This window comes from Pseudarthrobacter sp. Hb11, from assembly GCF_059383655.1.
In genome coordinates this window covers 142673-155206 of record NZ_JBWZCM010000007.1, presented here as the reverse complement: position 1 = coordinate 155206, position 12534 = coordinate 142673, and the positions used below count along the sequence as shown (strand labels likewise).

The window sequence follows — 12534 nt, the reverse complement described above, 5'->3', positions numbered from 1 at the left end:
CTGGACGGCCGCCTGCCTGCCTGGTGTGTGGTTGCCAGCCTAGCTGCACGCATCCACCCGGCATGTCGGTGGGGAGGGGTAGGCTGGGTTTACCCGGGATTCGACGCGAATTTCGGGTTTTCGCGTTGCGCTTTTTCGTTGAACACCACAGGAGCTTCTGCCATGAGCCTTCCCGGCCCGTCCACCGCCGGCCATTCCAGCGCGGGCCCGTCGCTGGATGGACTGCGCCGAGCCCTCGGCCCGGACAAGACCTTCGCCCGTGTCCGGGCCGAGGCTGCCCGCGGCTTCGATGTCCGGGGCCAGGACTACCAGATCAGCGCGCCTGCCGGACTGCGGCCGGTGCTTCTTGCCGAGATGGCGGATGGAATATCGGCCACTGCCACGGCGGGCGGAGGGTCCGACGGCGCGCGGCCAGCCGTGGTGCTGGCCGTCACCGCTACCGGCCGGGAGGCAGAGGACCTGACGGCCGCGCTGCGGGCCTACCTCCCCGCGGACGCCGTGGCTGAGTTCCCCAGCTGGGAAACCCTCCCGCACGAACGGCTCTCCCCGCGCTCAGACACCGTGGGCCGGCGACTCTCCGTGCTGCGCAGGCTTGCGCACCCGGAAAGCTCGACGGCGGGACCGCTCCGTGTGGTGGTGGCACCCGTCCGCGCCGTGGTCCAGCCAATGGTGGCCGGCCTGGGCGAGCTGGTTCCTGTCACGCTGAAGGTGGGCCAGGACGTTCCGTTTACCGACGTCGTGCGGAGCCTCGCGGACGCTGCTTACGCCCGCGTGGACATGGTGACGCACCGCGGTGAGTTCGCTGTCCGCGGCGGCATCATCGACGTTTTTCCCCCCACCGAGGATCACCCCATCCGGGTGGAATTCTTCGGTGACGAGGTGGACCAGATGCGCTGGTTCGCCGTCGCCGACCAGCGCTCGCTGTCTTCGCCCGGGCTCCACCACCCCACGGAGCTGCACGCCCCGCCGTGCCGGGAAATCCTGATTACTCCGTCCGTGATGTCCCGTGCGGCCACCCTGAAGTCCCAGCTTCCGGCTGCGGCGGACATGTTGGAAAAGATCGCTGGCGGCATTGCCGTGGAGGGGATGGAATCCCTGGCGCCGGTGCTGGTGGATGCCATGGTCCCGTTTGTGGAGCAGCTGCCTGCGGGTTCCATTTCGGTGATTATCGAACCCGAGAAGGTCCGTACCCGCGCCCACGACCTGGCCGCTACCAACGAAGAGTTCCTGGAAGCGGCCTGGTCCACGGCCTCCGACGGCGGGACCGCCCCGCTGGACCTCAGCTCGCAGGCAAGCGCTGCCCTCCACTCAGCCAGCTTCCGTTCGCTGACCGAAACGCGGACTTCATCCCTGGAGCACGGTGTGTCCTGGTGGTCCATCACCTCTCTGGCACAGGACGAGGACCTGCTGCCCGACGTCGACGTGCTGAACCTGCACGCACGTGAACCCCGCGGCTACCAGGGCGACGTGGCCGAAATGATGGACTTCATCGGTTCCCGCGTCCGGGACCAGTGGCGGATCGTTGTGGCCACGGAGGGTCCCGGGCCAGCGCAGCGCCTCGCGGAACTCTTCCACGACAGCGACATCCCCTGCGCCCGGGTGGACAGCCTGGACCACGAACCCCAGGCGGGCATCATCGAGGTGACCACTGCCGCCGTCGGACGCGGGTTTGTCCTGGACGGCCTCAAGCTCGGCCTGCTCACCGAAGCCGACCTGCTGGGCCGGACGTCCGCCGGATCCACGAAGGACATGCGCCGCATGCCGTCCAAGCGCCGCAACGCGGTGGACCCGCTGCAGCTGGTGGCGGGGGACCACGTGGTGCATGAACAGCACGGCATCGGGCGCTTTGTGGAGCTGATCCAGCGCAAAGTTGCTGGAGGCGGTGACGGCGTGCGCGAATATCTGGTCTTGGAGTATGCGCCGTCCAAGCGGGGCGCACCGGGGGACCGGTTGTTTGTGCCCACCGACCAGCTGGACCAGGTGACGCGTTATGTTGGCGGCGACACTCCCGTCCTGAGCAAGATGGGCGGCGCGGACTGGGCCAGCACCAAGTCCAAGGCCCGCAAAGCCGTCAAGGAGATCGCCGGCGAGCTGATCCGGCTGTACTCCGCCCGGATGGCCTCGCGCGGACACGCCTTCGGTCCGGACACCCCGTGGCAGCGCGAACTTGAGGAAGCCTTCCCGTACGTGGAGACGCCGGACCAGCTAACCACCATCAACGAGGTGAAGGCGGACATGGAGCGCGAAATCCCCATGGACCGGCTGGTCTCCGGCGACGTGGGCTACGGCAAAACGGAAATCGCCGTGCGCGCAGCCTTCAAGGCGGTTCAGGACGGCAAACAGGTGGCCGTGCTGGTGCCCACCACCCTGCTGGCCCAGCAGCACCACGAAACCTTTACCGAGCGGTTCTCCGGTTTTCCCCTGCGGGTCAAGGCCCTGTCCCGGTTCCAGGGGACCAAGGAAACCAAAGAGACCGTAGAGGGCGTCAAGAGCGGCTCAGTGGACGTCGTCATCGGTACCCACCGGCTGCTGTCCAAGGACTTTGAGTTCAAGGACCTGGGTCTCGTAATTGTGGACGAAGAGCAGCGCTTCGGGGTGGAGCACAAGGAAGCGCTCAAGAAAATGCGCACAAACGTGGACGTGCTGGCCATGAGTGCAACCCCCATTCCGCGCACCCTGGAAATGTCCCTCACCGGCATCCGGGAAACGTCCACCCTGGCCACGCCGCCGGAGGAACGCCACCCCGTTCTGACGTACGTTGGCCCCTACACGGACAAGCAGACCTCGGCTGCCATCCGGCGCGAACTGATGCGCGAGGGCCAGGTGTTCCTGGTCCACAACCGGGTGTCCACCATCGAGCGCACCGCCGCCAAGATCCGTGAACTGGTACCGGAAGCCCGGGTTGAGGTGGCCCATGGCCAGATGTCCGAGAGCCGGCTGGAACAGATCATCGTTGACTTCTGGGAGAAGCGCTTTGACGTGCTGGTGTGTACCACCATCATCGAAACCGGCCTGGACATCTCCAACGCCAACACCCTGATCGTGGACGGGGCGGACAAGTACGGCCTGTCCCAGCTGCACCAGCTCCGCGGCCGGGTGGGCCGCGGCCGTGAGCGTGCCTACGCCTACTTCCTCTACCCGTCAGAGAAACCGCTCGGCGAGGTGGCGCTGGAACGGCTGAAGGCCGTGGCCGCGCACAATGAACTTGGCGCGGGCATGCAGTTGGCCATGAAGGACCTCGAGATCCGCGGCGCCGGCAACCTGCTGGGCGGCGAACAGTCAGGCCATATCCAGGGCGTCGGTTTCGACCTCTACATCCGCCTGGTAGGGGAGGCGGTGGCGGACTTCCGTGGCGAGGCCGAGGAGAAGGCAGCTGAGATGAAGATCGAATTGCCGGTCAACGCGCACCTTCCGCACGACTACGTGCCGGGGGAGCGGTTGCGCCTGGAGGCCTACCGCAAGCTGGCCTCCGCACTCACGAATGAGGCCATCGACGAAGTCCTGGCCGAGCTTGTGGACAGGTACGGCGAGCCGCCGCTGCCGGCCCAGAACCTGGTGTCAGTGGCGCGCTTCAGGGTGGGTGCCCGGGAAGCGGGACTGTCCGATGTGGCGCTGCAGGGCAACTTCATCAAGTTCTCGCCCGCTACGCTTCCGGAGTCCAAGGTTATGCGCCTGAACCGGATGTACCCGGGATCCCAGTCCAAGCCGGCCCTGGATGCCGTGCTGATCCCCAAGCCGAAAACAGCAAAGATCGGCGGGCGGGACCTGCAGGACGCGGAAATCCTGGAATGGGCCAACGGCGTCATCCGGTACATCTTCTCGGACGCCCCACTGGCGGTGAGTTAGGACTTGATGGGAGGACACCACGCCGCGTCGGGAGCCGCGGCGTGGGTAGCTATTGCGTCCACGGGGCCGTACACATTGAGCTGGTACCCGCTGGACGCCACCGGGATCCTGATCGGCGGGATGGCGACGGCGGGAACAGCCCTGGTGTGCGACTGGGACCACCGGCACAGCACGGTGGCGAATTCCCTGCCGCCGCTGTCCAACGTGATCGCCGTCGGAATTGAGAACGCCAGCGGCGGGCACCGGCAGGGCACGCACTCCGTGCTTGGGGCGGCATTCTTTGTGCTGCTCGCCACCCTGGCCGGGCAGGTCCAGGTGCAGACGGACTGGGGACTGCTGTCCGTGGGTGCGGGGCTGCTGTGCATGTTTATGATCAACATCGCCGCGAAGGCCCTGAAGCTGTTCCCCAAGGCGGGCTTCATCAGCAACTGGATCTTCGCGCTCACCATGGCCGGGCTGGTCACCTGGTATGCGCCGGACCAGTGGACCTGGCTCCCCGTCTCGATGCTGACGGGCGTGGTGGTGCACATCGTGGGGGACCTGATCACCACGGGAGGCGTGCCCCTGCTGTGGCCGGTCGTTATCCGGCCGCCCAAGCTCATGCGCAAGGTACCGCTGCTGCGCCAGGTCTGGCGGCCAAACGGCGCCCTGTCCCTGCCGTTGCTGGGGCGTGCCGGGTCGAAGCGCGAGTGGCTGCTGCTGATCCCGGTGAGCGCCTACGCGATGGTGGGGCTGTGCGTGGCGGGCTGGTCCTTACTCGATGGCCAATGGCCAAGGGTGGCCGCCGCCGCTGAGGCCTGGACCAGAACCTGGTTCTGACACCGGGTCTGGTCCCCACGCCCTGCTCTGGTTCTCGAAGGCCGGGCCATGGACAGCAAGAGACCCCCTGGACGGTGTCCAGGGGGTCTTACCGCGTTTGGGTCAAACGAAGTAGCAGTAAGCGCCGTTTTAAGCCGTCAAAACGACACTTAGTGCGACCTGCCTGGGCTTAGTGCTCGCCGGCGGAGTCCGAACGGCCGAGGATGGTCTGCGGGATCCAGTAAGCCAGGGCGAACAGCACCAGGCAGGCTGCCATTGGCCAGGGGTTTCCCAGCGTCAGGAAGGACAGTGAGTAGATGGCGCCGAGGAACAGGGCCATGCAGACCACGAAGAGAAGAATGCTCGTGCCGAGCTTGTTCTCGTTCTGGGGCGTCTGCACGTTGCCCTGGTCAGACGAAGAGCCCTGGTTGGAAGCCGTGATACTGCTGGACATTCGTTCCTCCTTGGCCCGCGGGCCTCAATCTGTGGCGGCTCCGGGTGCCCTCAGTACGAGGACGAACCCTGTTCACCCTTGACGATGGCAATGCCGGAGCTGGCACCAATACGTGTTGCACCTGCTGCAATCATAGCCTGCGCGTCTTCGAGGGACCGCACTCCGCCGGAGGCCTTCACGCCAAGGCCGGGGCCCACCGTCTTCCGCATCAGGGCGATATCCTCCGCCGTGGCACCTCCGCCGTTGAAGCCTGTTGAGGTCTTGACGAAATCAGCACCGGCTTCCACAGCGGCCTCACAGGCGAGAACCTTCTGGGCATCATCCAGCAGCGCTGTTTCAATGATGACCTTCAGGATGGCGCCACCGGCGTGGACAGCCTCTGCCACGGCAGTGATGTCCTCAACCAGCGCACCCTTGTCCCCGGCCCTGGCGGCCGCGATGTTGATCACCATGTCCACCTCGTCGGCGCCGTCCAGCACCGCACCGCGGGATTCAAAGGCCTTGACGTCAGTGGGTGTGGCGCCAAGCGGGAAGCCCACCACGGAACAGGTCAGGACAGCGGAACCCTTGAGGGCCTTCTTGACGGTCTTCACCCAAAGGGGGTTAACGCACACCGACTTGAAGTGGTACTCCACGGCTTCGGCGCAGACCTTGAGGATGTCAGCTTCTCCCGCTTCGGGCTTCAGCAGGGTGTGGTCGATGAAGGATGCGATGTTGCCGGATCCGGCGGCTGCGGTTTGAACGGAAGGGGTGGCTTCGTTGCTCATGATGGTCCTCTCCAGGGGCCCGTGGGCCGGGCGCGGTAACGCCCATGACTCGTTTCGGGAACCATCTTGCCACAGCCGGAGTGGCTTACATCGGGCAAGCAGCCGAGGCCGCGGTCAGGCAGCCGCGGGCAAGGCAGCAGGAGCAGAAGCGGTCAGCAGCTGGGTGGCGCAGGCGCCCGCCGCGGAAGCGGCAGCAACCAGCAGACCCAGCCGGACGCCGTCGAACGCTGCGGCGTCACCAATCGCCCAGATCCCCGGGACCGACGTCCGGAAGTCCTCGCTGATGACTATCCCACCGGTGGCCGCCGTCCGCAGTCCGGCGCTGGCGGCGAGCCCGTCCCGGGACACCCGCTCTTCGGCAAGGACCACCAGGTCGCCGTACATGCTGCTGCCGTCCTCGAAGATCACACCGGAGGCGGCGAAAGCTGACGCTGATGCACCGGGCATAACGGCGGCCGGCCTGGCGGTGGTGCGGATTGGGCGTACACCCCTCGCCCGGAGCACTGCTTCAGCCTGGCCCGCGGCGGCGCCGGTGCCCACCAGGATCCCCAGCGGACGCCGGCCGAGTTCCCTCGTGACTTCGTTGACGGCCTCGCCGACGCGGGCGGCGTCGTCAATGGTGGAGTAGCTCAGGCAGCGGCCGGCGCCCTCCACCGGGCTGGCTACCGGTGCCGATCCGGTGGCGATGACCAGCTGGTCATAGCTGAATTCCATGCCGTCGGCCGTCGCGACAGTCCGGTTTTCCGCGTCGATGTGGCTGGCTGGCTGGCCGAAGCGGACAGAGACCTGGGGGAGCAGCGCCAACTCCACCAGTTCCGCCGGGGTATCGTCCCGGTTGCTCAGTACGGTGATGGTGCCGGTGAACCGGGCGCGGTCAAGCTGGCTGACGAGGGCCTGGGCAGCTGGGCCCGCCCCTGCGATGACAATGCGGGTGGCGGGAGCGGTGGACGTGGAGGGTGCCGGAGCGGACATGTGCTGGCCCTTTCGCTGGCGGCCGGGAACGGCCGGAACTTCGTGATGAACCCAGCGTAGGCCCGCGCTTTTTCCGGGGTGTTTCCGCACAGTTGCCCTTTATCAACGGCACGTTCGCCAGTGTTTACCGGCCGGTAACAGAACCCGTGACGTGGCTCTCATTCCTCCGCCAGTGGACACATTCGGCACCCCGTCCACGCAGCTAGACCCGGATGCGGTAGCCCCGTTTCACCACGGTCTCCACCAGCCGGCCGTCAGGCAGTGAGGAACGGAGCCGGCTGACGGTCATGTCCAGGGCGTGCACCGAACCGCGGAGCTCCAGCAGTTCTGACAGGGATTCGCGGGACAGGACAGCGCCGCCGGCCCCCAGGAGGGCGCGAAGGAGCAGCAGCGGGGCCGGGGCCAGTTCCACGGGCTGGCCGTCAATGCGCAGGCTGCGTCCCCGCAGTTCGATGTTGCCGGACCGGGTGTCCAGCCGCCGGACGTGGTTCAAAGCGAGGTGCTCGCATACCAGCCTGATGAGCGCCCCCATCCGGAACCGCTCCGGAACCAGGGGCGTCACGCCGGCGTCAAGCAGAGGCTGCGCCGTGACGGGGCCCACCACCGCGGTGGTGACGTTGGTCTTCAGGCTTTCGATCAGCTGTTTGTAGACACCCATCTCGTGGGCGGTGCTCCACATGGCGTCCACGGCAGGCGCGCTGGTGAACGTGAGGACGTCCAGGTTTCCGCTGCACGCGGCCTCGATGAGGCGGGGCAGCCTGTCCGCGCCATCGGGCTTCACCCAGCGGTAAGGCGTCACGGTCAGGACCGTGGCGCCGGACATCCTCAGGCGCTCCAGCTGCCGGACATCGGTGTAGCCGTGCAGCTGCACGGCGACGGTCTTGCCCCGGACACCCTCCGTGAGCAGCATGTCCACCAGCGTCGCGGTGGTTTCGTCGCTGCTGATACCGACGTCGGCAAGCCCGGCCGCGCGCACGGCACCCCGGGCTTTGGGTCCCCGGACGAACATCCGGCAGGCACCCAGGGTCTCCAGCAGCTCGTCGCCGATCCCGAAGGAGTCCGCGGCTTCACACCAGCGGCGCATGCCGTAGGCCGTGGTGGCGATGCAGAGGTCAGGCTGGGCCGCGATGATGGCCCGCGTGTCCTCGATGAGGCGCATGTCCTCCTGCACGGGAGCGATTTTCAGGGCGGGCGCGTGGAGCACCTCCGCACCACGGCGTTCCAAGGCCTCGATCAGGTCCTGGGACCGCCGGTGCGAGGTGACACCGATGCGGAAACCCTCCAGCGGTGCTTCGGTGGCGCCGGGCGCTTCTTCAACCTGCGGAGTTTCGGCCGGTGCAAGTGCAGTCATGGAGGTCAATCCTTTCACGAGCCCAGCAGCGAGGCCGCCAGCCTGTCCAGATCGGCGGCGGCCTCAGCATGCCCGCGGTTGGCCTCAGCCACCCGAACCACCTCGCCGATTACCAGTACAGCCGGGTTGCTGCAACCGGCCGCTGCACTGGTGATAGTGCCGAGATCGGCGATGGTGGTGCGCTGCCCGGGCCGGTAGCCGCGCTCCACGACGGCCATGGGCATTTCGGCACGCATCCCGGCCCTGCGGAGTCCGGCGGCGAGCTGGTGGAGGGTGCCGATGCCCATCAGGACAACGATGGTTCCGCCCAGGCCGGCGAGGTGGTGGTGCTCCTTTTCAGTCAGCGGCGCGTGCCCGGAGACCACGGTGAACATGTGGCTGACTTCACGGTGGGTCACCGGGATGCCGGCCGCCGCTGGAACGGAGATGGCGCTGGTGACGCCTGAGATGACGCGGACCGGCACACCGGCTGCCACGCAGGAGGCAACTTCCTCGCCGCCGCGGCCAAACACGTACGGATCACCGCCCTTGAGCCGGACCACATTGTTGCCTGCGAGGGCACTTTCCACCATCAGCTTCTCGATGTCGCCCTGGCTCACTTTGTGGTGGCCGGGCTTCTTGCCGACGTCCACCAATTCAGCGGAAGTCAGGGACGCCAGGTCCTGGCACGGGGCCAGGCGGTCATAAAACACCACGTCGGCGTCCCGGAGAGCCTTGACGGCGCCGACGGTGAGCAGTTCGGTTGTTCCGGGGCCGCCACCCACAAGGGTGACGTGGCCAACGGGTCCGGCTGCCGGCTCGGCGGCCACGGGAATGCCGGCGGTGCGGCACCGGTCCAGCAGGGATTCCCAGCCGGGCTGGCCGTCGTCCACCGCGGCAACAAGGAAGGGACGTTCGGGCAGCGGGCCGTCATGGCCGCCCCCCCGGGGCGTGCTGAGGCGGGAGACGACGGCGCCGGCGGCTTCGTAGCGGCGGACCGCCTGACGCGCGGCGTGGTCCGAGCCGGTGACCAGGACCTCGCGGCCGGTGAGATCAATGCTGAGCTGCATGCCTATACCTCGTTCTCGCTGGTGGGGCGGACCGCGATGGACGCTCCGAGCAGGACCTTGCCCTTTTCCTCCTGGGTGGCGGGGCGCATCTGGCCCCGCTCATCCGGGACGAAGGTGATGGAGTCGTCCTTCTGGTCAGGCGCGTTGACGAAGGAGCGGAACCGGCGGAGTCGCTCCGGGTCCTTGAGGGTGTCCGCCCATTCGTCCTGGTAGGTGTCCACGTGCTTGGCCATAGCCGCCTCGAGGTCCGCGGCGATACCCAGGGTGTCCTTAACCACCACGTCCTCAACGTGCTTTATGCCGCCGTCGAGCTCTTCCTGCCAGCGCGCGGTGCGCTGCAGGCGGTCCGCGGTACGGATGTAGTACATAAAGTAGCGGTCGATGTACTTGATCAGCGTTTCGTCATCGAGGTCCCTGGCCAGCAGCTGGGCGTGCGCCGGGGTGGCGCCACCGTTGCCGCCCACGTACAGGTTCCAGCCGTCGGCCGTGGCGATCACGCCAACATCCTTGCCGCGGGCCTCGGCGCATTCGCGGGCACAGCCGGAGACGCCCATCTTGAGCTTGTGCGGGCTCCGGAGGCCGCGGTAACGGAGCTCCAGCTGGATGGCCATGGCCACCGAGTCCTGGACGCCGAAGCGGCACCAAGTGGACCCGACGCAGGACTTCACCGTGCGCAGGCTCTTGCCGTAGGCCTGGCCGGATTCAAAGCCCGCGTCCACGAGCTCCTTCCAGATCTCCGGGAGCTCCTCCAGGCGGGCCCCGAACATGTCGATCCGCTGGCCGCCGGTGATCTTGGTGTACAGGTTGTATTTCTCGGCCACCGCTGCGATCACGCCCAGCTTCTTCGGGGTGATTTCACCGCCGGCGATGCGGGGAACCACCGAGTAGGTGCCGTCCTTCTGCATGTTGGCGAGGGCGCGGTCGTTGGTGTCCTGCAGGGTGCCGCGGCCGGCGTCCAGGACGTAGGCGCTGTTTTGGCTGGCCAGGATGTTCGCGATGGTCGGCTTGCAGATGTCGCAGCCTGCCCCGGTGCCGTACTTGGCCATGATCTCTTCGAAGGAGGTCAGTTCCAGGACGCGGATGGCGTCGAACAGTTCCTGGCGGGACAGTTCGATGTGTTCGCAGAGGGCCTTGGAAACCTCGACGCCGGACTTGGTGAGCTCCGTTTCCAGCAGCTTCTTGAGCATGGGGACACAGGAGCCGCACTGGGTGCCGGCGCGGGTGCAGCCCTTCAGCTCACCCAGTTCCTGGACGGGGGCGTTGCCCTCACAGGCGCCGCAGCCGTTGATGGCGTCACGGATGCTGCCGGCAGTCACGTTGTTGCAGGAGCAGAGGGTGGCGTCGTCCGGCAGTTCGGTTTCCGGGGCTTCGCCGCCGCCGGCCGCGCTGAGGAACGCGCCCGGTTCGGCGGGAAGTTCGCGGCCCAGGAGCGGACGCAGGCTCATGTACGGTGAGGCGTCGCCCACGAAGATGCCGCCCAGCAGGGTCTTGGCGTCGTCGGTGGTGACGATCTTCTGGTACACGCCGCGGGCGGGGTCCGCGTAGACGATTTCGAGGGCGTGCTCGGTCTTGGCGAACGCGTCACCAAAGCTCGCGACGTCGACGCCGGAGAGCTTGAGTTTGGTGGCGGTGTCGAAACCGGGGAAGGTGGCATCCCCGCCGTGCAGGCGGTCGGCGACAATTTCCGCCATGGTGTTGGCGGGAGCAACCAGGCCCAGGCACATGCCGCCGAAGTTGGCCACTTCGCCGATGGCCCAGATTCCGTCCACTTCTGTGGCGCAGTAGTCGTTGATGACCACTCCGCCCCGCTGGCCCAGCGAGAAGACCTGCTCCTCGCCCTCGGCTGCGCGGAAGAGTTCGTCGCGCGGCCGGACGCCGATCGCGACGATCACAAGATCGGCATCGATGATGCGGCCGTCAGCCATCAGGACGCCGGTGACCTGGCCGTCGTCGTCGGACAGTACCTCCGAGGGGAAGACGCCGCCATGGACCTCGAAGCCCTTCGATTTGATGAGCCGGCCCATTGCCTGGCCCGCGCCTTCATCCAGCTGCGTGGCCATCAGCCACTGCGAACCGTCGATGACGATCGGGGTGGCACCGAGCTGCTCGGTGCCGGCTGCCGATTCGAGTCCGAGGAGACCGCCACCGATGGTGACGGCGTTGACCTTGCGGCCCAGCTTTTCGGTGAGTTCGGCGATGGCTTTGTTGATGGCCCAGACGTCTTCGAGGGTGCGGTAGACGTGCGTGTGCTCGGCGCCGGGGATCGGAAGGCGGGCGGCATTCGAACCTGTGGCCACCACGAGTTCGTCGTATTCGAAGACGCTGCCGGCGGCGGTCCCCACCGTCTTGGCTTCGTGGTTGATTTTGACGACGCGCTCACCGGTCTTCAGCGAGAGTGCCTCGTGGTCCCACATGGACGCCTCGCCCAGGGTGAGGTCGTAGTCCATTTCGGTCAGGGCTTTGGAAAGCGCCACGCGGTCGTAGGGGAGGTGGGCTTCCTCAGTGAGGACCGTGACATGCCAGCCTTCGAGGCCACGGGCATGCATTGCGTCCGCAAAACGGTGGGCCGCCGGGCCGCCGCCGACGACGACGATGCGGCGCGGAGTCTCTGTGCTGGAAGTCTGTTCGGTCACTGTGGGCCTTTCGCATGGGCGGCAGACGGTTCTCTGCAGCCTTTTCAGTCGAGCTGTCCATCCAGACTAGGAAGCCGCAGTTTCGCTTCAGTTTCCCGATTGTTTCGTCAACTTAACTTCTGCATCACGAACGCGTTTCCGGCTGAGTGAGGTGTCTTTTACGCGCCGGACACATTCACTGCACCCCTTTGAAACACCTGCGGCCTAGCGTGGAACACGGCTGCGGAGGCGGCCGAACGCAAGGACTATAGGCACAGGGAGAGGAGCCGACATGACGGCAACACTGGAACTTGGGGCACTCGCAGCCGGCCTCGATGAGGCCGTAGCGGGCATCACCGCCGGCTGGCACCGCGTCTGCCTGGTGAATGATCTGGAACCCGCCTGGGGTGAAGCAGCCCTCGTCGCGGGACGCCAGGTCGCGCTCTTCCGCACCGGCCCCGGTGAAGTTTTTGCGGTGGCCCACGAGGACCCGGCCACCGGAGCACACGTTATGGCCCGGGGGATCCTCGGATCGAGGGGCGCCCGCCCCACTATCGCTTCCCCTTTGCACAAAGAGGTCTATGACCTGGAAACCGGCGAGTGCTTCAGCGCCCCGGGGCTGCGCCTTGCGACCTTCAGTACCCGCATTCTCGACGGTTTCGTCGAGATCGAGCTCTAGCGGGTT

At 66.7% G+C, this 12534-nt stretch carries 9 protein-coding genes; 3 read left to right on the top strand and 6 right to left on the bottom strand.

Annotated elements, in window-relative coordinates:
• Positions 1-162: 162 nt before the first annotated feature.
• Positions 163-3846, top strand: a complete 3684-nt coding sequence (mfd, locus tag AC50X7_RS12265) for a transcription-repair coupling factor (RefSeq protein ID WP_494979247.1) — start codon at positions 163-165, stop codon at positions 3844-3846.
• Between the two features lie 6 nt (positions 3847-3852).
• Positions 3853-4665, top strand: coding sequence for a metal-dependent hydrolase (locus tag AC50X7_RS12260; RefSeq protein WP_494979246.1), 813 nt, complete (start codon positions 3853-3855; stop codon positions 4663-4665).
• Positions 4666-4834: 169 nt separating this feature from the next.
• Here the strand turns inward: AC50X7_RS12260 and AC50X7_RS12255 are convergent, their stop codons facing one another.
• From AC50X7_RS12255 to nirB, 6 genes are all read right to left on the bottom strand, one after another.
• Entirely contained in the window at positions 4835-5098 is a 264-nt protein-coding gene (locus AC50X7_RS12255; protein ID WP_494979245.1) for a hypothetical protein, read from the bottom strand.
• A gap of 50 nt (positions 5099-5148) precedes the next feature.
• Positions 5149-5865, bottom strand: coding sequence for a deoxyribose-phosphate aldolase (gene deoC / locus AC50X7_RS12250; RefSeq protein ID WP_494979244.1), 717 nt, complete (start codon positions 5863-5865; stop codon positions 5149-5151).
• 114 nt (positions 5866-5979) lie between these two features.
• On the bottom strand, positions 5980-6837 hold the full coding sequence (locus AC50X7_RS12245) for an FAD-dependent oxidoreductase (RefSeq protein WP_494979243.1): 858 nt from the start codon (positions 6835-6837) through the stop codon (positions 5980-5982).
• A gap of 202 nt (positions 6838-7039) precedes the next feature.
• Positions 7040-8188, bottom strand: coding sequence for a uroporphyrinogen-III synthase (locus AC50X7_RS12240; protein WP_494979242.1), 1149 nt, complete (start codon positions 8186-8188; stop codon positions 7040-7042).
• Between the two features lie 14 nt (positions 8189-8202).
• A complete protein-coding gene (gene cobA, locus AC50X7_RS12235) occupies positions 8203-9237 on the bottom strand; it encodes a uroporphyrinogen-III C-methyltransferase (protein ID WP_494979241.1) in 1035 nt (344 codons plus the stop codon).
• A 2-nt stretch (positions 9238-9239) separates the two neighbouring features.
• Positions 9240-11870: a nitrite reductase large subunit NirB gene (nirB, locus tag AC50X7_RS12230; protein ID WP_494979240.1), complete on the bottom strand. Its 2631-nt coding sequence runs from the start codon at positions 11868-11870 to the stop codon at positions 9240-9242.
• A 271-nt stretch (positions 11871-12141) separates the two neighbouring features.
• Here nirB and nirD point away from each other — a divergent pair, with 271 nt between their 5' ends.
• On the top strand, positions 12142-12528 hold the full coding sequence (gene nirD / locus AC50X7_RS12225; RefSeq protein WP_494979239.1) for a nitrite reductase small subunit NirD: 387 nt from the start codon (positions 12142-12144) through the stop codon (positions 12526-12528).
• Positions 12529-12534 lie beyond the last annotated feature (6 nt).